Raw genomic sequence first — 20672 nt, 5'->3', positions numbered from 1 at the left:
CTACCTCGTAATCGGCTGCTGAACGGGCACGACGAGACGAAAGCCGAGATGGATCGGCTGCGGTGTGTCGGTGCGAACGATGTCGATGAAAGCTTTTCGCGACGGCCAGCCGGCGGTCGCAGTTCCGGGAATGGAGAGATCCAGCGTGTTGCCGTTGACGCGCGTGATCGCGCCGTTGGCGGTGGTCATCTCGTAAAGGACGTCATTCACATCCGGGTCGCGCCTGACCTGAGCACGGAAGGTTGCGCCCGTGGGAAAAAGGGTCGTGCTTTCGCCGACGACGATGCGCATCGTCCAGCCGTAGCCAGCCTGAATGATCTTTCCGGGAACCTTGACCGACGACATAGCGACTCCGTGCGCGCCTCAGTGAAACGTGGTGTGGCGAGGATTCTATCATGATAAGTAAGCGCTTACCAATAGATTTGGTCGCTTCCCTCGCCTCGTTCATACTTAGTCAGTTACAGGGTATAGAACTCTAGAAAGAGTATGACGAAGGCGAGGGAAGATCGCTCCGGTTCGTCAGTATTTGCTCCATACGTCGTCATAGAAGGATTCGCACCGGTCCTGACGCTGCTGCTGGCGTTCGAGAGCCTTCCGCTCGCTCTTCAGGGCGGTTCGCACCTCGCCGCCAACAACCAGCGGCGCGTGCTCTTCCTTCGTTCGACCTTCGCACTCAGCCGGACGGCCGGGCAGATTGACGTCGGCCTCTACAACTGCCTTGCTGACCGATGCTTCGATCAGACGCTTCTCAAGGCTTGCGCAGCCAGTCAATGTCAGCGCCATCAAGCTCGCAGCGACGACCGACAGCTTCAAGGCGGGCTTCGTATTCGGCATTCTCTTGCTCCAGGCGCGACTTTTCGGCGTTGTTCAGCGCGTCGGCCTTTTCCAGGGCCTCAGCGTGCTTGCGGGAGATGATCTCGGCAGTTTCGCGGCGCTTCTGCTCAATGGCGACTTTCGCTTCGAGAGCGACTTTCTCGGAAAGCACCACATAGCCCTGGCGCGCTTCCTCAGCGGCGGCCGGGTAGCCGACGAACTGGTTGTAGGCGATCCAGACCAGGCTGGAGAGCACGATGCCGGCGAAGGCTCCAAGCACAGCGCCAACGCCGAGGATCACGGTGTTCTTGGAGGGAAGAGCGATCATTCGCCCAACTCCGGGTCGGGGCGCTCGCGGCGGCCGTGCCATTTTCGTTTGTCGTTATCATCCCAGACAGCGCCGAAAATGTATGAGCCGGAGATCGCGGCGACGAGGCCAAGCATCGAGATCAGCGCGTTCTGGTTCAGCTCGTTGTCGTCACCCCAGACGATGAGGTATTGGACGTTGATCATGGCCCAGCCGAGGATGACCTTCATCCACCGGCGCCGAATGCACCAGTTGTCGGACGCCAGGTGATCTTTGAGTGCCTTAGCCATCAGTGCGTCTCTTGCGGCGCGGCGCCACCACTGGCACGAGATCCTCGTCGATGTCGGCAGGCGCTTCTGCGACGGGCAGTTCGCCGGCAATGACGTCGTCATCCTCGTCGACTTCGAAGGTGCCGGGAAAGCGATGTTCGACCTTTTCGACGAATGCGCCAACGATCGTCTCGATGCCCGAGACCTGAACCGCCTTTTCGACAGCCTCGATCGTTTCCTTGCGCAGCACGCCGTCGATGACGCGAATGGGTTTGGCGTTGTGCACGATTCCCTGAAGGGCAATCAGGGCGCGCTCCGGGCCGATCTTCGCGGAGGCCTCGACCAGAGCTGCGCCGAGGAGTTCAGGAAGTTGTTCGAACTTGCTCATTTATGCCTCGTTTGTGGAAAGGCGGCCGTCGCTCGTGATGACCGGAAGGTTGAAACGGGATTCGGCGGGGAAGACGGAGGGCCAGCGATATCCGAGCACGCGGGACGTCGCGAAGGGCTTGATATTCACGCCGTCGGCCTGGTTGCCGCCGAGCACCATCAGGTTTCCCTTCTGGTCTTTTCCGACGACGAAGCCGACATGCCCGCCGCCGTTGCGCGAGAAGATGACGATGCAGCCAACGGCCGGCTTCAGGAGCTTGACGCCGAACTCATTCCACGCACGGGCGGAGGCCCCTTTACCTCCCGGAAGAGGCTTGATGCCGACTTCCGCCAGAACCCCGCCGACGAATGCGCCACACCAGGGCGTCTCGTCGTCCTTGAACCAGGAGGCGCCGATGGCCTTCCACCAGTCAATGATCAGCGGATTGTGCTTCCCGCCCTTGATCTCTTGCTCGCCGATATAACCGGCGGCCTTGTCGATCCAAGCGAGTCCGGTGGGCTTCAACATAAGTCAGTCCTTACTTAGAGAATGCCTCAAGGGAAGCCTCTTTCGAGGCAGTCTTGGTGCCCTCGATGACAAACGTCAGCCGATCCACCTTCTTGTTGAGATCCTTCAACTCGGCGAGGACCTCCTTGGTGTTCTGCTTGTCCTCGGCGATGTATTCGGAGTGCGACTGGATCGTCAGCTCCTGGGACGTCGCGTGCGCGGCGATCTTCCATCCGAACGTGATCACCGCGATGAGGCTAAGGATAAATCCCAACCGCGCTGGCGTTACGGCGAAGCCCTTTTCTTCAGTAGCGCTCATGGATCTGCCCTTTTCGGCTAGGCGATGCGATGAGGCGAATAATAAGTCATGACTTACTTATGTGCAACCGTCAAGATTGGCTAGGCGGGCTGAACAGGATCATCTCGATCTCCGCTGGCGTCTGCGCAGCCCTTGTCCTGGCCTTGAGTTTCTGACGGGTTGCCTCGATCACGATGATGAATGCATCCTCGTCCTGGATCTTTCTGCGCCAGAGTTCGAGCAGGTCACTCGCCGGCACCTTTGTCGCAAATGCTTCGGCCTGAAGCATCGCCAGTTCGTTAAGCGGCCGGCCAGCGTCGGCCTCGCTCACCTCGTCACGCTTGAGCTTGTAGACGAGCGCCGCGATGTCACCTGACGTGCGATAGCTCTCAAGCGCACGGTTCGCGTCAGCGTCGATCTGTGCGAGTTTTTCACACTTGAGCGGCTCCAGGTCTTTGCGCAGGTTAAGCTTCATTAATCGTCACCTTCACAGTTGCAGGCTTGAATGGCCACTGATCGAAAAGGATCTCGTATTCGGCCGGCATATCACTCTCGATCGTCAACTCGCCGTCGTTGACGACGATCTCCGCACCTTCGACGAAGATGCGGCAGGGCTGCGGCAGTCCCTCAAGGGCAATCCCCTCACCGACGCCGAGCGAGATCTCGGCGTGCGGAATGGGAAAGTCCGGGCGTCTCGTCAGCGCGCCATCGGAGACGAAGTAGTCGTCATAGATGGAGGGGCCGATTTCCTGATGCGTGAAGAGAAAGTTCTGGCCGTTGTCGGTAAGCACCCTTTCAAGACCAGGCGGAATAGGATCGAAGACGGTCTGCTGAATACGGCCGTCGGCGGGATCGAAAACAACGATCATGTCATCACCTCAAGAATGGAATACTGAAATGTTCGACCGGAGGTCGTGTAGTTTCGGAACGTCACGGATGTCGAATTGAAGAAAGCCGCGAACTCCTTCATGTCCGTGAGGACAGCCGTGGTGGCTTGAATGATCGGGTGCAACGCCAATGCACCATCGTCCACGTAGAAGATCCCGATCGGCACTCCGGCCAAGGTCGTGCCATAGTTGATCGTCGCTTGGCTGTTCGCCGACACGAAGACGGTTCCGCCGAGAAACTTGCGCGTTGAGACGTAGTTCGAGGAAAAGATCAGATCCTTCTCAAGTGCCGAGAGGACATCGACCCCTGCCGCTGAAATGAAAAGTCCGGTTTGGTCGAGCAGAATTCGATTTGCCATCTAGTTCACCAGCGGCAGGATAACGTAGCGGACATAGAGCGAGGACTGGAGCGGTGTCTGGATCGTGAACACGCAGCTCGTCCGCGTTGGCTCTTGCTCGATGTTCCACACCCCGACCAGGTTGCCGCCTGAAAGGAAGGGGTAGACGGCGGTATCCGAGGCGGCCGGCACCATGAAGATGATGGGAACGAATCCCCAATCCGGATAGTAGATCGTGCAGGTGGTGGTGTTCGTGGCGAACGGGATAGAGCCCGTCTGAAGGATCCTGTGACCCTTGAAGCTTTCATGCAGGAAGAAGTCTTCAAGGGCGCTCGCCGTGAGCACATCGATGCCGGGCTTGCTCACGCGCGCCGCCATAGATCCATTCAACTTGCCGAGGACAACACGGTTCGTCATGCGCCAACCGCCACGTTGAGCGCAGCGTAGTAGAACACCATACTCGAAGACGGCGCGCCGTCTGCGTAAATGCCGTCGTTTCCGACCTTCATCTTGAAACTCGACATCGAGTGAAAGGTCTTGCGTCGCCCGCCGTCGACCGAGACGAGCATATAGACAAGCGGCCTGGCATTCAGCGCCGGCCAAGAGACGAGCTTGGTATTGGCATAGCCCGCCCCGCCGGATACCGCGAAGGTTCCGGACATGATGATCATGCCGTGCCCGCCAATGTAGCTGTCGAAGACGACCTGCTGGCCGATGAGGCCGGGGTCGTCGACATTGAAGCCAGGGGCCGACACTCGCAGGCGGTGCGTTCCATCTACATATTTTCCAAGCGACACGCGCCCTGTCATCGATCTCACTTCCTGTTCAGTAAGTAAGCAATTACCTATATTCCGAGGCGAAGCAAGTTCAATCTGCGATCAGGATTCGCTCATTGTTGAGATCAACCTGGAACTTGCTGTTCGCGGAACGCATCAGCCCGGCAGTCATCACACCCACATCAGCGGTGATGGCGGAAAGGGTCGTGACATCGATGATACCAGCTTTCACGGCGCCCGCTTTGAGCTGCTCGGTATCGACACTCTGCGACTTGAGCTGACCACCATCGACGATCGTCCGGCCATACGAGGCGAACAGCCAGATCCCGCCCTTATAGGTCGCCAAGATGACATTGTTGTCGCCGTTGGCCGTTGCAAACGAGGTCGTTGACGAGATCGTCGTCGCGCCCTTCACCCAATACAGATAGAGCGTGCCAGCCGACCAAAGAACGTTGGAGGCGGTGATCGCGCGAGTGACGCTCGCCCCGGCATCATCGGTGTAAGCGATCGTGCCGGCGGTCCAGGACACGCGATTTGCCGACGGGCTGTTGTGCTCAAAGGTGATCCCGTCGATCGTGATGCCACGCATACCGATGACGGCCGTATTGCCCTTGAGCGAGTTCGCTGCGAGAGCGCCGCCGTCGATCTTGGTTGCATCCGAGCCGGAAATCCAGTTCGAGAGCCGCGAGGCGCCGGAGATCAGAACCTTGCCGGGATCGATGACCGTCGTGCCCTGGTTGATGCGCGAAGCGGGATCGGCCGCCCGGTCCTTGATCGTGCCGAGACTGTCGCCGCCGACCTGGATCGTGCTCGCCAGGACGCCGACCGCTTCGATCTGCTCGGCCTTGAGCGAGACGATCTTGGCCGAGGTGATGATCGCGTCCTTGAGCTGGAGCGTGCTGGTGATGATGGCTTCGTTGACGACGAGCTGGTTTGCCCCGACCGTGCCAGCCAGGATGTTGTTGCCATCCATGACGACCTTGCCGTCGGCCATCTGCACGTCGGTTCCACCGCGATAGACAGCGACGGGATATCCATTGTTCGTGTAGATGGTCGCGATCGACGTCGTGGAGCGCAGCGTCGTCTCGCCCTCGACGTAGTAGAGGTAGAGCGAGCCGCTGGTCCAGGCGACATTTCCGGCGGCAACGTTGGCGCTGGTCGTGCCGGCAGTCGGCGAGCCGATACCAACCGTGAAAGCCGACCAGGCAACACGATTGCTGCTCGGGCTGTTCGGCGTCAGGGTAAGACCGGTGATGGTCATGCGTTTGGCTTCAGGCAGCGTGGCCGTGGTCGCCGTCTGCACTGCTGTCAGGCCAGACTTGTTACCCGACGTATCGACGGCACGCAGCCAGAAGAAGCGCGCGACCTGGTTTGCCAGGCCGGTGCGAGCGAAGGACGTGCCGAGCGCGCGGCCGACCACCACCGCGTTCGCGGCGACGTTGGTCGTGCCTTCGAGGACTTCAATATAGTCGAGGTCAGCGTCCGCCGGATTGACCCATTCAAGCCAGAACGACGTCAGACCTGCTGTGACCGTGAAGCCGGTTGGCGCGGCCGGCGGCGTGGTGTCCTTGATCGCCGTATGCGTGGTCGAGGCGCTCACGGCAGACTTGTTGCCGGAGACGTCATATGCGCGAAGGCGGACAGTATAAGTAACCCCTGCCTTAACAGGCCACTCATAACGATTGGAGGTCGTCAGGAACGACACCCATGCTCCGCTGCCTTCGCGGATTTCGACGTCGTATCCGGCAAGATCATTTTCGGTATTCGCCGTCCACTGAGCGACGAGCTTTGCCTGGCCGTTCTCCAACGCAGAGGTCAGCGTGGGCTTGGCCGGAACAGCAGGCGCGTCGAAGTCGAAACCATTCAGACCCGTGACGATCTGGATCTCGGGCGAGTAATTCAGACCATCCTTGCCGAATGCGTCATAAGCGGCAAACCGGAAGTAGTATGTCGTGGTCGGCTCGGCCGGCACGACGACATTGGTATCGGGCGTGTCGCCCCACGCCGCCGTGGTCGCCGGATTGTAGCCGCCGGTGGTCTTGAACCAGATGAGATGGCCCACGAAGTCGGGATCGGCGAGATGCGGAAACGCGAGGAAGATCTTGTCGCCGCTGATATAGCTCGTCGGAACGACGGCGGCCGGCGGGAGATTCTGGAAAACGCCATTGCTCGGCAGCGACGTGCGCCCGAACGTATCACTCACCACGATCTCGAAGCGCAGCGAGCGGCGCGCGGTGGCAAAGCCAGCAGCCAGACTGTCGGCTTTGTTCATCTCGAAGCTGTAGGTGAACGACGGGCCGGTTGTTTCCTGGGTGCGCAACAGTTTGCTGGTCGCAGTGTCATAGACCTTGACCGTGTTGCTCTTGAAGAACGGCGACCATCCGGGCGACAGGCCGCCCTCGTCGGACGTCGGGTCGGAAGAGCCGGCGAAGTTGTTGTTCCAGATCACGCGAACGTCGCGGCCGACAAACTCGTTGCCCGCGCGATCAGCAAGGCGGATGTTCGTGACGGTCGGAATGGGCATGCCAGCCGGACCCACCGCCTCGTATTCGAACTCGACCCAATCGGAGGGCTTCTTCGAGATGCCGATGGCGCAGACCATGAAAGTGTATGGTCCGGGGGTCACATCGTTCAGTTCGACCCAGGTGCGCTCGGTCTCGCCGAAGTCGATCTCGCCGTCAAAAGGCGTGATGATCTTGACGCGATAGGAGCGGCTGATCGAATTCGGATTGGGGGACCAGGAAAACAGCATGCGCGAGCGCTGCACGCCGTTGAGCTGATAGTAGATCTCCCGCACCTGAAGGTTCTCAGGCGGGAAGGAAACGTTCTGCGGCCGGGTGTAGGGCAGCGGATCGAACTTGATGTTCTGCTCCACGCGCGCGTATTTCAGCGGATCATGGAAGAGCGCCGTCACCTTGAAGATGTTCTTCTCTTCTTCGCGCACGGACAGGACACGGAACTGGCGCGGACGGATGTCCGTGCCCGTAACGGCATACATCGCGTCGGGCTGCACCTGTTCGGAGAACACGCTCTGGAGAACCGCCTCGGACGGGCTCGCCCACGACACGACGGCCTTGGTGTCCAGCTTGCCGTTGGGAAGAGCGACCATCAGAGAGTAGGTCTCGCCGGGCGTCGCCTCGAACGGGGCGTCAAGCTTCACCGTCTTGGTTGCGGCATTGAAGGAGACGACCCGTCCGCCGGCGCGCACGAGGGCCTTTGCCGGATCGGCGATCGCCACGATGTCGCCCGGGCGCACCTCCGCGTGATCCCACGAGGCGGAATATTCCACCGTCTCGTTCTCGTTCTGCTCGACGTCCAGGATCCACTTGCCGTAGCGGTGAGCAAGGCCACGCGAGGTGCAGCCGTCGAAAGTGACGTTTTTCTCGCGCCAGCCGTAACGACGGAGCATCGCGTCGTTGATGATCAGCTCGGTCGCCGGGCGGTAGAAGTCGGCGGGGTCATTCCATTTGACGAGGCAGACGGAGTGACGCGCCTTCATGGCCGTGCCGGAATAGTGGAACTCACCACCGATCACATTTGCCGGCGTCACGACCTTGATCGGGTCAGCGGGAATGTCGGCGGTCGCGAACACCTGACCGATCGACCAATAGGCCATCCCGCGCCAGGCGGCGGTTACGGCCTGGAGGACGTGGTAGGCTTCCTCGCGATTGTTGATCACCCCGTTGTAGGTGAAACGCGGCTCCATGATCATCGCGCCGGTGTCGCCATTGCGATAACCAGAGGGCACGAGCTGGTCGCAGTATTGAGCAATCGTGTAGAGCGACCACTTGTCCACGATCTCGGGCCGGATGAATTCGCCGAGGCCGTAGCGATCGTTGGTGATCAGGTCGTAGAAGATCCAGGCCGGATTGTTGGTCCAGGCGCGTTTGAATGTGCCGTTCCAAATGCCGGTATATGTGCGAGCGATGGGATCGTAGTTGCTCGGCACGAGGATCTTCAGGCCCTTGACGTGGAACGAGCGAGCCGGAATGCTCTGACCCATGTCCTCGCCGTTCACCTCCAGGCCGACGGCGGCCGTGTGCGGATAGGTGAACTTGCCGTCGACGATCGTGACGTAGCCTTCCCACCACAGGTCGTTCTGCAGTTCGACCTTGGCGCTGTCGGGCGAGAGGCGCACGACGCGCACGTCCCAGGGCGAGCCGTTCAGCGGCAGCTCAATGCGATGCGCGATCTGGTAGGGGCTGGTGCACTTTTCGTTGCTGATGTTCTTTTGAACAGCAACTTGCCATGCGCCCTGATAGGGACGCACATCGATGCGATAGGCAAGCGAGGCCGTCTTCGTCTCGCCCTTCTTCTTGTCCTGCTCAAAAAGCGCCGGGATGCGGAGAATGACGCGCACTGCATCGGCGTTCTTGTCGACGATAGTCCGCTGGACCGGGCCAACGGACGCCTTGACCTGCACCTCGACCGAATTTGCAGTTTCCACGCCTGCGTGGCCGGGGAAGTGTCCCTCGTCGGGAAGTCCCTTGTGCTCGCGCCAGATGACGTTCTTGAAATTGTAACTGCCGTCGGCGTTCATCACCGGCGTCTGCTCGAAGTAGATCGAGCGTTCGCCGTCAACCAGGCCCTCGATCTCCCCTTCGGAGATCGCCTCGATCATGCGCGCGCGAGCTTTCGAGCGCAGCGTGTTTTCGGCATCGCTACCGGATCCGCCGCCCTTGCCCTTGCCGCCACCACCGCCGCCAGAGCCGCGAATGACCAGCTCTCCGCGCTCGTGCAGCGCTTCGTTTGCACGGAACGCTTCTTCACTTTCAACGATATGCATCAGGAGCCCACCGCGATCTTTTCGACGTCGACCCCGGCGGAGATCAGGACAGATCCCGTGATGACCTCGCCGTAGACGAGCGGGACCGGGTAGCCCTGGTCGTAGGTGTTGCCGGGGCCGGACATGGTGAAAGACGACTCCTTGTCGGTGTCGCTGTCCTTGTTTTCGGGGGCGAGAAGCTGGGCCGCGCCGCCAAGAGCCATCGCTGCGCCAAAAATCATCATGTGGCCGTAGGTCACGCCGCCGAGGACGCCCGTGCCGCCGAAGATCGGAGCTGCGAAGCCGCCCATGAAGAAGCCGATGCCGACGAGCGCGACGCCCAGGACGATCTTCAGCAGACCGGATCGCTTGGAGCCGGCGACGACCGGAACGATGTGAAGATCGCCCTTGCCCAGACGGAAGGTCGCCAGATCGTCCTCGCCAAGCGACATGCCTTCATCGATGTCGGCGCCGCGCACGACATGCCAGGAGCCCGCCTCGAAATCCTTGACGATCTCGGGGAAATTGGCCGTGAGGGCGCGCACGGCCTCGGCGGCAGTTGCGACATCCAGGTCGAAGCTCTCGCCGTATTTCTTCGCGATGGCGCCGTAGAGGAAGACCTTACGCATCGAGGCCCTCATGGCGGACCCAGATCTCGGCTTGGCGACCCCACAAACCCGCCGGCTCACGCCGCGAGGCGCGCATGGGCAGGTGATGAATGATCGTGTCGTCGGTAACGAGGAGACCGGCGTGATTGAGCTTGTCGGAACGGATTTTCGTAAGGAAGCCGTCGCCGGCGCGCGCTTCATGCGGCTGAATGATGCGAAAGCCGTTCTTCTTCAGGCCGTCGACGTAGAGATCCTTACCCAGTTCCCACCAGCCGTCGTCGCGCGGAACTTCGGGCAGCAGGCGGGGCTCATATGGCCACACGTCGCTGATGCCCTGGGCGGCGAGACCTTCCTTGCCGAGAGCGAAGGTGTCCTTGATCAGCGAGTAGCAGTCGTGAATACCGTGCAGGAATTCGCGGCCGATCAGATCGCTCTTGGGCACGTTGCCGCCCCACATGATGGGCTCGCCGATACGGAAGATCTTGTCCTCTTCCAGGATCGGAATGATGCCCCATGCGACATCCGTGCTGATCTGCCCGATCATGTCAGCTTCGGTCGGAAACAGCGGCCCGCCGGGGTGCGAGTGCAGAACGGCTTGAATCTCTCCGCGCCTGGCGTAGGAGCGATAGACCTGCGCCGAAATCTCGAAATCGGTCGTCGGGTCGCCGGCAATGTTCTCGCACGGCACATATTCGCCGTTGAAAACCAGGCCACAGCTTTCGTTCGGATATTCCTTGCGCGCGTGGGCTTTCGCGGCCTCGACAACATCATAAGTAAGGAATGACTTAGTTTGAATCACGCGCGCACCCTTGCTACACCCGGGAAGCCACCAAATGGCAGCGGATTACCTTTGCCGAAGCGCGCCTCGCAGCACGAAATGCGCCGGCTCGGAACGTCAAGCGAGGGTTCGCTGACCTCCTGGTCGTTGATGTCGTAGAACTTGTTGCCGGCGTAGCGGCACTGCGCCTTCGAGTAGTCGAAGCCATTCGTGCTGGCGTTGTAGGCGCGATATCGCCAGAGGCAGGTGTCACGGATCACCGGTCGGCCCGGCAGCAGCTTGCCTTCCTGGTCGATGGCGGTCGAGAGTTCCCATTCGAGATAGACGGGATTTTCAGCCACCAGACGCTCGATGCGAAACTGGTCCGGGCCGTAGAAGGACTCGCTGTCGGGTTCCGACCCGTTATCGAGAAAGCGCGCGAAGGTGCGCATCCGATAGATCGGGCAGCCGAGAACGTCGCCCCAGGTGTTGAGAATGGACTGGATGATGCCGTCATGGTTGGCGACACGAATGGTTGGCGTAGGCAGCGCGCCCACCCCCGACACTTCCATCCCGGTGAACTCGCAGTCGAGCGCCTGATACTCCACGTTCCCGAAGGACACCGCCTGGTCGGCTTCCCTGCCCTGCACAAACGGAACCAAGGGGCCGCCAATAGACGACGTATCGAGCGTGAAGAGGCTCACGATCGGATCAGGCGTCAGGCTTTGCGCGGCTTGGTAAAGCGTAACCAAAGGGATCTCCGTCAAGATCCCAATAATAAGTCAGCGCTTACTGATTATCAAGCCTCAGATTTGAGCAGTGAAGGACTGAACGAAGGTAGCCGTCATCTTCCAGACCCCATCCGTCAAGGTGCGCCCCCACTCTTTGCAGGTCCACTTGAGCGGCCGATCGTAACCAGCCGGCTTGAAGTAGAACGCCTCGGCGCCTTTGCGCGCCATGAAGAAGGCGTTGATGGCGCTCATCTCGCGCTCGGTGAGGCCGTCCCAATTCAGCTTCACCTTCTCGCGCACGTTGTTGATGCCGTCCGGCGTCGGCTGCGAATAGCCGTCGCCGAACTCTGCCTCCAGCACCTTGATCTGAGGCTCGAACGCCGTGCCCGGCGAAGGGCCGACCGGCGGTGTGAAGGTCTTGAGCGCCATTACCTGCTCCTCGAATTCGCGAAGTTGCCTGGGCGGGTCTGCTTACGCATCTCGTCAGCGGCGATGCCCCGGAAAGTGTCTTCCATCTGCTTCGCCACGCGCTTTGCCAGATCCTGGTTCTGCTCGGGCGTGCCGGCCGATCCGTTGACCTGAACCGGTGCGTTGATCTGGAACGACGTCTGATTGAACCCGCCCATGTTCGCCATCTGCTCAGGCGTGAAGACGCCCTCGCCTTCCTTGGCGATGATAGGAACCTCCCCACGCGACAGTTTCGGGCCGCCGATGATGCCGCCGGTGTGGTATTTCTGCGCGCCAACGAAGACGCTCGGGTTAACCGCTTTGTAAACGCCGGACGCATTGACGAGGCCGCCGGTGTGGCGAATAGGGAACATCTTGCCCTTGCCGCCCGTGGCAGCGCTGGTTGCAGCCTTGCCGGTCTTACCCGCCGCACCCTTCGCGCCACTTGCGCCGCTCTGACTCTTGCCGCCCATCATCTGGGACATGAGGTATTTCAGCCCCATGTTCACGACATCCTTCAGGATGCCCTGGATGACCGAGCGCAGATCGCCGGTGCCCATGATGAGGTTCGTCAGGCCATCGGCGAGCGAGCCCATCCACTGCTGCGTCGCATTGGCGAGGTTCGTTTGAAGATCGCCCCACTGCTGCATCATGCCAGTGATCGGGCTGGCAGCGGCGGCGGCCTGCTTTCGAAGAGCAGCCTTCTGCGCTTCGGCGGCAGCCACGATCTGGACCTTCTCAGCCTCGGAGCCCTGGAAGGCGGCAACCTCGGCGTCGATCCGGGCAATCTCTTCCTGGAGCGCAAGCTGGCGACGCTGGCTTTCAGACATCAGGCCGCGATTGATATCGGCCGTGTTCTTTGCCCACTTCGCGCCGTTCTCAGCGACTTCCATGTTGCGGTGCTGGCGGAGCATCGCCGCGCGGAAATCGAGCGCTTGCTGATACTGCGTGCTCTCCTGGCCATATGCGCGCTGGACATCCGACAGGTAGTCGTCAAGATCCTGGCGCAGAGCGCGATAGGCAGTGCTGGACTTCTGCTCCAGCGGGTCGAGCATGCGCGCGTTGGCCTCCTCGACGCGGCGAGCAAGCTCAATCTGGCGACGGCTGAATTCCTCTGTCTGCTGATCGGCCTTCGACATGGCCGACTTCTTCTTGCGACGGTCTTCCTCGATCTTGTCGAGTTCCTTCGCCGCCGCGATCAGCTCCTTGTATTCCGGCGCTGCGAGATCCTTGGAGCCGAGCGTGCCGGACTTGATCTTGTCCTGAAGTTCGGACAGGTTCTTGCCGGTGCCCTCGATGCCCTTGGCTGCCTGCTCAGCCTTGTCCTTCAGCTCCTTGAGGTAATCCGCCCTGCCCTGCTGCTGCTCCCCGGTCAGAATGTCGTTTTCACGCTGGCTCAGGGTCTGAGCGGCGGTCGTCAGCTTTTCCGTGACGCGAACGCGTTCCTGGATCTGGGCTTCCAGTTCCGGGTTGTAGTTGACGATGGGCGTCGTTTCGGCAGCGGGCTGCGAGGAGGCGCCGCCCCCGCCAAGACCGTAGGCGGTTTTCGCATAGCCAGCGCGCTTGGGGCCGCTTTCGCGGATCGCCCATTCCGCCGGACGCTCATACTTGCGCATGAACATCTCGGAGGCGGCTTCCGGCGATCGCGCAAGGCCGATGGCGCTACCGGCAGACGCTTCAGTATTGCGCAGCTCCCAATCGACAAACTCGATCTGGGTGCGGAAATCGTTCCAGTTGCTGCCGCGCATCGCGGCGAACTGCTGGAGTGCGCGCGCACGGTTGGAATTCCACTGAGCAACACCAATCGAATCCGAGCCGTCGCTGCCGTCGCCCTTGTTCCGGGCGTTCGGATTGAGCGAGCTTTCGCCGGCCAGGTTGCCGACGATGCCTGATGCGGCAATCTGCGACCAACCCTTTTCCATGAGGATCTGCATGGCCTGCGCCATCCGATCGGACATGTCCTTCGGCACGTTGACGGGAAGAGCGGTGGATGCGCCAAAGCCGCCCGCCATGCCGGCAATGCCTGAGGCGTTGAAGCCGCTGAAGTTGATGCCATTCAGCCCCTGTCCGATCTGGTCGAGGATCAGGGCGGTTTCACGGAGCTTTTCGTTGACGCCCTGGATCTTGCCCTGGGACTGGTCGCCGAACGCGTTGGTGCGCAGCGTCTCGCCGAGCTGGTTAGACTTCGACCCTGCGATATCCAGACGCCCGTAGACGCCTTCCAGCGCCTTCGCGATCTGGGACGCCGGGCCAAGGCCCTTGTAGGCGCCATTTTCCATGCGCAGAATGAAGCGCTCACCCTCGGTGATCGTCTTGCCCTGCTTCTTTTCAAGCAGATCCATCTCGCGATCGAAAAGGCGATCCTCGATCTGTTTCAGATCGCGCTCAGCGTCCTTCTGCCCCTTGCGAAGCTCTTCGAACTGCTCCAGCTCGGCAGTGGCGTTGCGGATGTCTGCGGCCAACGCCTGGACTTCCTCGCGACCCATGTCGCCGAACTTGTTGGTCCGAAGCATTTCCTGGAGCTTGGCGAGTTCCGGGGATGCGCCCTGGATCTCCGCCTTGACACCGGCAATATCCTCCTGGAGCCGAGCGAACAGCTTGCTGCCCTTGTCGTAGGCGGAGTTCGGGTCATCGAGCTTGGCCAGGAGAGGAACGTCGGCCGCCTTGAACGAGCGAAGAGCCTCGCTTTCCTGACGAAGACGAGCGCGAAGCATGTCCAGACGCTGCTGGGACTGCTTCTTCTTCACGCCTTCGGCATAGGTCTCGACGCTCTCTTCCCAGAGGATCATGCCCTCCAGTTCGCGGATCTGATCTTCGTAGAACTTCTTCTGCGCCTTCGCGTAGGCTTCGCGACGATCGTCCTCGATCTTCTGAACGTCCCCGCCCTTGTCGCGGGTGGTGTTGGCCAGGTCGTTGTAATACTTCTCGGCCGCGATCATCTCACGGTCGTAGCCCGACTTGACGAGGTTCAGCTTACGCTCGACCGACTCCGAGAAACGGGTCAGCATCTGGGTGTCTTCACGCTCGCCGGCGACGAGCAGAAGTTCGCCCTGACGCGCGCGAGCGTCGGCAAGTTCCTTTTCGACCTGCTGGATCTCTTCCGACCACTTGCCGGAAGACGACATCGTGGCAGCGTTCTTCATCGCCGCGAGGCGCGCTTCCAGCGCCGCGATGTGGGCCTGGGATGTTTCCTGGGCCTGCGCGCGGGACTCCGCTCCAAAGCGGACGAGATCGTTGTAGGCGTCGCCGACGCGATCGCCGAACCAGCCGAAATACTGGCCGGCAGCGTAGACGGCCAGGCCAAGGCCGGCGATCCAGGGCGCGAACGCAGCCGCGCCCATCATCAGGCCGCGCATGGAGGCGGTGACAGCAGCGAAGCCCCTGCTCAGGCGAATGAGCGGCGGGGCGCCGGAATTTGCCGCGATCGTGTAGGCATTCTGGGCGGCGCCGGCCATCGTGAACTGGAGACTGACCAGTTTCAGCTCGTTGCGAAGCGAGCCGAGCGCCCCGCCCATCGCGCCGAGACCCTTGAACAACAGGTTTGCGCCGAAGACGTAGGCGGCTGCTTGGGCGACGTTGCCGATCTCGCGACGGAACGCGATGAGCTGGTCGATCGCGGCGCGAACCCAGGTCACGCCCTTGGCCATGGCTTGACCGAGCTGGTCAGCGTAAGCCTGGGCGCGAGGCGACGTCAGGAATGCGTTCAGGTCGGCGAGCTGATCCTTCAGCGCGCCGTCGAAGAATTCCAGCCGGATCGTATCGGACGTAGCCAGAAGTTCGAGCTGGGTCTTGGTGCGCTGAAGCTGGCCGTTGAAGGTCTGCATCATTTGCGCGGCGCGACCGCCGAACGTGCGCTCAAGCTCGCCGAAGAACGCTTCCAGCGATGCGCCGGCGGCCACTCGACCCGTCGAGATATCTTTGATGAGCTGCGCCATGGAGACGCCCATCGAGCGCGCCATCAGCTCCATCGCACGAGGCATGTGCTCGGCGATCTGCTGACGCATTTCTTCCATCTGGACGACGCCCTTGCCGGACATCTGGGAAATGCCGACGAGCGTGCGCTTCATCTGCTCTTCGCCGCCACCAAAGGCGGTGATGCCGTCAGCAAGTGCGTCGAGCGCCCCCTTGGTCGGATCGATGCCGGTCGCGTTCAGGCGCACGAAACCATCCGTGATGGCCTTCAGCGAGAACGGCATCTCCATGGCCTTCTCGCGCAGCCAGGCCACGTTTTGGCCAGCCTCACGGATCGGGTCGGCGGAGCGTGCCATACCCTGCATCTGGAAATTGAGCTTTTCGAACTCGGCGTTGATCCGGACGATGGATCCAATCCACGAGTTCTGAAGGTTCATCGCCTTGGAGATGCCGAGCGACAGCATACCCGTGACGATGGATACGTCTCGGAGCGTCGACAGGAAGCCGCGCGAGGCTTGGTCGGCACGAGAAACGGACGAGATGACACCCAGGCCGGCCTGGTTGAGAGCTGTGAGTGCAGCCGATCCGCGCGCGACGTTCTGCTGGAACTGACCAACGGTCTCCCCCGCATGAATCATGCGGGAGACGAATTGGCCGTCGGCAAGTTCCAGTTCGACGCGGATCGCTGTCATTTCTAGCCTTCTTCAGTAAGCGCTGACTGAGGTTTCTTCTTGCGTGCGCGCCCGCCCATCAGAGCGTGCAGGGCTTCGCGATTGAACTCGGGATCGAGGGCGTTATCGTCCAGATTGAGCACCGCAGCGCTGGCTTCGTAGACTGTGATGTCGCCCATCGTTCGTTGCAGGCGCTCGACGATCTGCGTGTAGCCCTCTTGCGAGGTCGCCGAGCCGAGAAGCTGCACCATCCGGAGGTCGTCGGCTGCTTCGAGACGATCAATCTGGCGCTGAAGGAAGAGGAACCTCTTCCACTTGTATTGCAGCAGGGTGTCGTATTCGAAGCCGTAGAACTTCAGGACGCGGGCAAACAGAAATCCGAAATCGATGGACTTCAGCTTGCCGCTGGTGCGTTTCCCTCGTTGTCCTCGGAGACCTTTTCGACCTTCTCGCCGTTGGCGGTCTGGGCGAAATCCGCGATGGCCTTCACCTGCAGAATGTTCAACTCCCTGAGTTCCTTCTCCGGGATGGTCGGAAACGCGCGCTTGACGATCGCGACAGCCACCTTCAGCTCGTCGGCAGCCGACGCATTCATGGAAAGCCCTTCCAGATCCTGCATGTTCTGGATGAAGGTTTCGACGGTTGCGACCTTCAGCGTATGCTCCTTGCCGTTCAGCTTCAGGGTGAACTCGGCATTGGAAGCGACGGCATCGAGATCGAGATACTGCATTTGGAAAACTCCAGGGTTTCTGAATGGAAAGGCCGACACTCACCATTGAGCGCCGGCCCGATTTCTTGAATGGCTCAGTAAGCCATTACTTAGATATTAGGCCGCAGCGTCGTTGTCGCCGACGGAGAAGATCTCGCCTTCTTCATCAGCATAGCCCTTGAAGTTCGCCACGAAGACGCGCTCGTCGTCGAGCTTGTAGGCGAAGTTCAGCGCGCCAGGGCAAGCCGCCTTGAAGACGGTAAAGTCGTCTTCGCCGGTCGTGCCCTTGGGGCGAAGCGTGAGAATCTTGGCGCTGTCGAGCAGCGACATGGACACGCCGGTCTTCACGACGACCTTCTTCTTGGTCGGATCGGTGCCATCGGTGATCAGCGTCGCGCCGGGCATGATCTTGACCAGGTTGTCCAGCGTGGTCTCCGCGAGCGGAACCTTCACCGTGACCGTGCGGCCGGTAATGAGTTCGTTGATCGGCGTCTCACCCGTCTGGTCGACCTTGACCTCATGGGTGGACGTAGCAACCTCCACCTCGACACCGCCCTTGGTGAAACCAAGGTCAACGTTGTCGAAGAGAACGGAGCAGACGCCGAGCTTCACATTTTCAGTGGACGATGCCATGACGAATTCCTTTTGCAGAAACTAGGTAAGCGATTACTTATTCTGCCATGAAGGGCGATTTATCACAATAGCTCTTTCGCCATTTAGCTATAGAGGCTGGATGGCAAACGCTGTCGTGAAATTCAACGACCACTCGAACCCGTTGCCATCGAGACGCGGAAACTGGATTGGAAGCGTGGACGGATAGAAAACGTGGATACGCACCCTTCCCCGCTTGTCGGTGGCGTCGAAGTCTTCCGGCTCGTCGATTTGAAGCGCCTTCACCACCTGGTCGGAAAGTAGATCGCCGATCTCAGGATCGACGTGACGAACGATCGCTTGCAGGCTCGGCTTGTAGAAGCCGGGCAGATACGGATCGACGGGAATGCCGGTGAGCGGATTCTTGAACATCACGCCCTTCGAAGCCGTCGCCGACATAGTGTGCCGAAAGATCGTGCTGCCGGGAACGGCGGGCACAATCAGATCGGCGTCGATGAGCTTCTTTTCCAGAATGTCCCAGATCATTGTCTTACCCTTCGATTGCCTTGGTGATCACCGAGACCAGGTGCTTCGTGAGCGTGCCCTGCTCTTTCTCGGCCGCGCGTTGCAGGAACTTCTCGCCGATCACATGATCGGGATACTGCCGCTGCTTATCCTTTGTGCCCTGTCGAGCGAGAGGGTCAGGGTTTGGCTCGCGGATGATGGATTCGTAGTTCTCATGGATGATCAGGGCGTATTGGCCGACATCGACACCATTGACCGAGGACACGATGTCGATGTCGAGCTGAAGGCGTCCCCGCTCGCCAACGGTGCGAATGATCTGAATGGCCTCTTCAAGGTTCCATTTGTCTCGCGGTGCGTTGATCCGGGCTTCGTCACGAATGCGCAGGGCAGCGCGCCGCATGGCGCCACGAGCAGTGTCGACCACACGCTCGCGTGTATGGCGCAGTTCGGCACGAACCTGGTCGACGCCCTTGACGCGCATCCCGATCTTCACTGAGGCTGAACCTCCAGATCCACTTCGAAATGATCGAGGCCGCCGGTGACTGTGTAGCGCGGATGAATCGCGACCACGCGATAGTGGATTCCGAGGTGCTCGAACCGATCCTCGAAGTCGGGCCGGATGCGTGGCACGATCAGGATCTTCGACTTGGCGATCAGTTCGTCGGCCGAGCCACGCGATGCGGAGCTGTCGGCGCGCACGTTGGTCTTCTCGGTGGACACCGCCAGCGAGACCGGGGCGAACGGGCAGTCGATCGGCGGCGCGTAGGACGGCCGGGAGTGTATGTCGCGGCCGGTCAGCTTGAAGAGCTTGCCGATCTGGTTAGGCTGAAACACTGGAGCCCTCCATCGCCAGGATGGCGTTCGCGTTCGGGTGGAAGATCGTGTCGCGGATCTCCGAATAGGTCGGCAGGTCAGCGGAGGATGAAAAGGCGATCAGCGTGTCGTGGGACTCGGCGTTCGGATCCAGATGCACCACGCGCGCACGGCGCAGGCCGTGGTCTGCAAGCGTGAGCATGACCACCTCGTTGTAGACCGATAGGAGCGAGTGGCGCCAAAGGGTGCGCACGAACTTCCTCGACGACCACTTCCGGTTCGTTCGATCATGAAAGGCGAAGTCCAGCTCGGCGACGTTACCGATGCGATATTCGATCAGGGCCTGGCGCTGCGAGATGCCGCGTGAGCGGGACGCCGCATAGACTTCCAGAGCGACGCGCTGAAGCGCCCGTCGCATAAGCGCGAGATCGCGATTGATCTGTGCAAGCAACTCGTCTGCGGCATACTGCTGGGCAGTGCGCAGATGATCGGTGACGCGCTCCGTAAGCTCGTTTGCGTCATTGCTTGCAATTTGATCAAGCGTCGTCTGGTGAGCTTCTGACGCGATTTCTTCGAACACGTCATCGAAGGCTACAGCCTCCTGGCGCATATAGGTCTGGGCCATCTCCAGTGCCTCGGAGATAAAATGAGCAGCGTGGCTGGCCGTGCCGAAGTCGATCGCATTGAGTGCGCGCCCGAAAAGCCCCTGCCAGCCATCGACCAGCAGCCCATACCGAGCCGCCGCCTGGTCGGCCTCCTGGTTCAGTCGATTTTGGATCATGCACGCACGATCCGGTGGCTATAGAAGACGTGACCGGTCAGGTGTTGCAGGGTGGCAGAAGACACCCCATGCTCGACCTTGCCGGACCGGAGCATCATCGAGCTTTCCCCGACCGTCTCCGACAGGATTCCTGCGCGGTGCTTCTTGGCGATCGGATCGCCTTCCAGCAGTTCATTTGCTTCCGTCAGTTGAGCGAGCCGAAGGGATTTGCGGAAATACGCCGGCCATTCCAGGAACTCCTCTTCGGTCACGGTTGGCCAGGCCGAGCGAAGGATCACGGTCTCCTCGGCAAACATCTCGGATCGATCGCGCAGGTTCTCCGCGTCAGCCGACTTGAACTTCATCGGGATGCGCGTGAGCCGATTATAGGCCTCGATGAGCGCCACAAAGCGCTGTTCATCAGATGCGCCGGACCAACCGGAGAGGTTCACCATGTCCCGCGCCAGCATCTCGGCGCTTTCGAGCGTCTGGAATGAGTTGTTCATCAGGGCAAGACGGAACTCGCCCTCAATGATGTAGGAGAAGGAACGTCGAACCGTTCCATTGGCGGTGAGGAGACTGACGCGCAGAATGCGGCCGGCGGAGAGTTCGCCTACCCCGAGGACGTTGAGCGCCGCCGGAATGATGACCTCCTTGAAGCCCGCGTCCGGGTCGAAGGGCAGATTCGGCATGTCGAGCAACATCTGGTCGTCGCCGTCGTAAAGCTTCGCATGCACGGCGGTCGGAACAACTGCCTCGTTGTTCAGATCGGTGAAAGGAAACGTGACAGCGACGTTGTATTCCTCGGGGTAGAACTTCAT

General features: G+C 60.6%; 26 protein-coding genes and 1 pseudogene. All 27 read right to left on the bottom strand.

Features of this window, described 5'->3' with window-relative positions; translation table 11 throughout:
* Complete coding sequence (locus Q9316_RS00300) at positions 1–345, bottom strand: hypothetical protein (protein WP_306031627.1); 345 nt, start codon at positions 343–345, stop codon at positions 1–3.
* Positions 346–519: 174 nt separating this feature from the next.
* The gene (locus Q9316_RS00295) at positions 520–783 is read right to left on the bottom strand and encodes a hypothetical protein (protein ID WP_306031626.1); all 264 of its coding nucleotides are present in this window, start codon (positions 781–783) and stop codon (positions 520–522) included.
* On the bottom strand, positions 749–1141 hold the full coding sequence (locus tag Q9316_RS00290) for a hypothetical protein (RefSeq protein WP_306031625.1): 393 nt from the start codon (positions 1139–1141) through the stop codon (positions 749–751). The genes Q9316_RS00295 and Q9316_RS00290 overlap by 35 nt, the downstream gene beginning before the upstream one ends.
* Complete coding sequence (locus Q9316_RS00285; RefSeq protein ID WP_306031624.1) at positions 1138–1410, bottom strand: hypothetical protein; 273 nt, start codon at positions 1408–1410, stop codon at positions 1138–1140. Before Q9316_RS00285 ends, Q9316_RS00290 begins: the two co-directional genes overlap by 4 nt.
* On the bottom strand, positions 1403–1777 hold the full coding sequence (locus tag Q9316_RS00280; protein ID WP_306031623.1) for a hypothetical protein: 375 nt from the start codon (positions 1775–1777) through the stop codon (positions 1403–1405). The genes Q9316_RS00285 and Q9316_RS00280 overlap by 8 nt, the downstream gene beginning before the upstream one ends.
* On the bottom strand, positions 1778–2284 hold the full coding sequence (locus Q9316_RS00275) for a TIGR02594 family protein (RefSeq protein ID WP_306031622.1): 507 nt from the start codon (positions 2282–2284) through the stop codon (positions 1778–1780).
* A gap of 10 nt (positions 2285–2294) precedes the next feature.
* Complete coding sequence (locus Q9316_RS00270) at positions 2295–2582, bottom strand: hypothetical protein (protein ID WP_306031621.1); 288 nt, start codon at positions 2580–2582, stop codon at positions 2295–2297.
* A 70-nt stretch (positions 2583–2652) separates the two neighbouring features.
* On the bottom strand, positions 2653–3036 hold the full coding sequence (locus tag Q9316_RS00265) for a hypothetical protein (RefSeq protein WP_306031620.1): 384 nt from the start codon (positions 3034–3036) through the stop codon (positions 2653–2655).
* A complete protein-coding gene (locus Q9316_RS00260; RefSeq protein WP_306031619.1) occupies positions 3026–3430 on the bottom strand; it encodes a hypothetical protein in 405 nt (134 codons plus the stop codon). The genes Q9316_RS00265 and Q9316_RS00260 overlap by 11 nt, the downstream gene beginning before the upstream one ends.
* Positions 3427–3807, bottom strand: a complete 381-nt coding sequence (locus Q9316_RS00255; RefSeq protein WP_306031618.1) for a hypothetical protein — start codon at positions 3805–3807, stop codon at positions 3427–3429. Before Q9316_RS00255 ends, Q9316_RS00260 begins: the two co-directional genes overlap by 4 nt.
* Positions 3808–4203, bottom strand: coding sequence for a hypothetical protein (locus tag Q9316_RS00250; protein WP_306031617.1), 396 nt, complete (start codon positions 4201–4203; stop codon positions 3808–3810). It abuts the gene before it with no gap.
* Positions 4200–4595, bottom strand: coding sequence for a hypothetical protein (locus Q9316_RS00245; protein WP_306031616.1), 396 nt, complete (start codon positions 4593–4595; stop codon positions 4200–4202). Before Q9316_RS00245 ends, Q9316_RS00250 begins: the two co-directional genes overlap by 4 nt.
* Before the next feature lie 58 nt (positions 4596–4653).
* A complete protein-coding gene (gene gpJ, locus Q9316_RS00240) occupies positions 4654–9348 on the bottom strand; it encodes a TipJ family phage tail tip protein (protein WP_306031615.1) in 4695 nt (1564 codons plus the stop codon).
* The gene (locus Q9316_RS00235) at positions 9348–9956 is read right to left on the bottom strand and encodes a hypothetical protein (protein WP_306031614.1); all 609 of its coding nucleotides are present in this window, start codon (positions 9954–9956) and stop codon (positions 9348–9350) included. The genes gpJ and Q9316_RS00235 overlap by 1 nt, the downstream gene beginning before the upstream one ends.
* Positions 9949–10479 carry an NlpC/P60 family protein gene (locus Q9316_RS00230; protein WP_306031613.1) on the bottom strand — a complete coding sequence of 177 codons (531 nt, stop codon included), beginning with the start codon at positions 10477–10479 and terminating at the stop codon, positions 9949–9951. Before Q9316_RS00230 ends, Q9316_RS00235 begins: the two co-directional genes overlap by 8 nt.
* A gap of 12 nt (positions 10480–10491) precedes the next feature.
* Positions 10492–10734, bottom strand: a pseudogene (locus tag Q9316_RS25635) (Mov34/MPN/PAD-1 family protein); the annotation flags it as partial.
* Positions 10731–11444 carry a phage minor tail protein L gene (locus tag Q9316_RS00225; RefSeq protein ID WP_306031612.1) on the bottom strand — a complete coding sequence of 238 codons (714 nt, stop codon included), beginning with the start codon at positions 11442–11444 and terminating at the stop codon, positions 10731–10733. The gene Q9316_RS00225 and the pseudogene Q9316_RS25635, both read right to left, overlap by 4 nt.
* Before the next feature lie 54 nt (positions 11445–11498).
* A complete protein-coding gene (locus tag Q9316_RS00220) occupies positions 11499–11852 on the bottom strand; it encodes a phage tail protein (RefSeq protein WP_306031611.1) in 354 nt (117 codons plus the stop codon).
* On the bottom strand, positions 11852–16474 hold the full coding sequence (locus tag Q9316_RS00215) for a phage tail tip lysozyme (RefSeq protein ID WP_306031610.1): 4623 nt from the start codon (positions 16472–16474) through the stop codon (positions 11852–11854). The genes Q9316_RS00220 and Q9316_RS00215 overlap by 1 nt, the downstream gene beginning before the upstream one ends.
* A 2-nt stretch (positions 16475–16476) precedes the next feature.
* Positions 16477–16704 carry a hypothetical protein gene (locus tag Q9316_RS00210; protein WP_306031609.1) on the bottom strand — a complete coding sequence of 76 codons (228 nt, stop codon included), beginning with the start codon at positions 16702–16704 and terminating at the stop codon, positions 16477–16479.
* Between the two features lie 143 nt (positions 16705–16847).
* Positions 16848–17183 (bottom strand): hypothetical protein, encoded by a 336-nt coding sequence (locus Q9316_RS00205; protein WP_306031608.1) that lies wholly within the window; start codon positions 17181–17183, stop codon positions 16848–16850.
* A 96-nt stretch (positions 17184–17279) separates the two neighbouring features.
* Positions 17280–17795, bottom strand: a complete 516-nt coding sequence (locus tag Q9316_RS00200) for a hypothetical protein (protein ID WP_306031607.1) — start codon at positions 17793–17795, stop codon at positions 17280–17282.
* Positions 17796–17882: 87 nt separating this feature from the next.
* Positions 17883–18299: a minor capsid protein gene (locus tag Q9316_RS00195; RefSeq protein WP_306031606.1), complete on the bottom strand. Its 417-nt coding sequence runs from the start codon at positions 18297–18299 to the stop codon at positions 17883–17885.
* A 4-nt stretch (positions 18300–18303) separates the two neighbouring features.
* On the bottom strand, positions 18304–18759 hold the full coding sequence (locus Q9316_RS00190; protein ID WP_306031605.1) for a hypothetical protein: 456 nt from the start codon (positions 18757–18759) through the stop codon (positions 18304–18306).
* Between the two features lie 8 nt (positions 18760–18767).
* Positions 18768–19112, bottom strand: a complete 345-nt coding sequence (locus tag Q9316_RS00185) for a hypothetical protein (protein WP_306031604.1) — start codon at positions 19110–19112, stop codon at positions 18768–18770.
* On the bottom strand, positions 19099–19872 hold the full coding sequence (locus tag Q9316_RS00180; RefSeq protein ID WP_306031603.1) for a hypothetical protein: 774 nt from the start codon (positions 19870–19872) through the stop codon (positions 19099–19101). The genes Q9316_RS00185 and Q9316_RS00180 overlap by 14 nt, the downstream gene beginning before the upstream one ends.
* Positions 19869–20672 (bottom strand): hypothetical protein, encoded by an 804-nt coding sequence (locus Q9316_RS00175; protein ID WP_306031602.1) that lies wholly within the window; start codon positions 20670–20672, stop codon positions 19869–19871. Before Q9316_RS00175 ends, Q9316_RS00180 begins: the two co-directional genes overlap by 4 nt.

Origin of the sequence: Shinella zoogloeoides (assembly GCF_030733845.1) — a bacterium.
Classification (GTDB): Bacteria; Pseudomonadota; Alphaproteobacteria; order Rhizobiales; family Rhizobiaceae; genus Shinella; species Shinella zoogloeoides_C.
The sequence above is the reverse complement of the archived record's forward strand: the minus strand, read 5'-3'. Positions and strand labels throughout refer to the sequence as shown.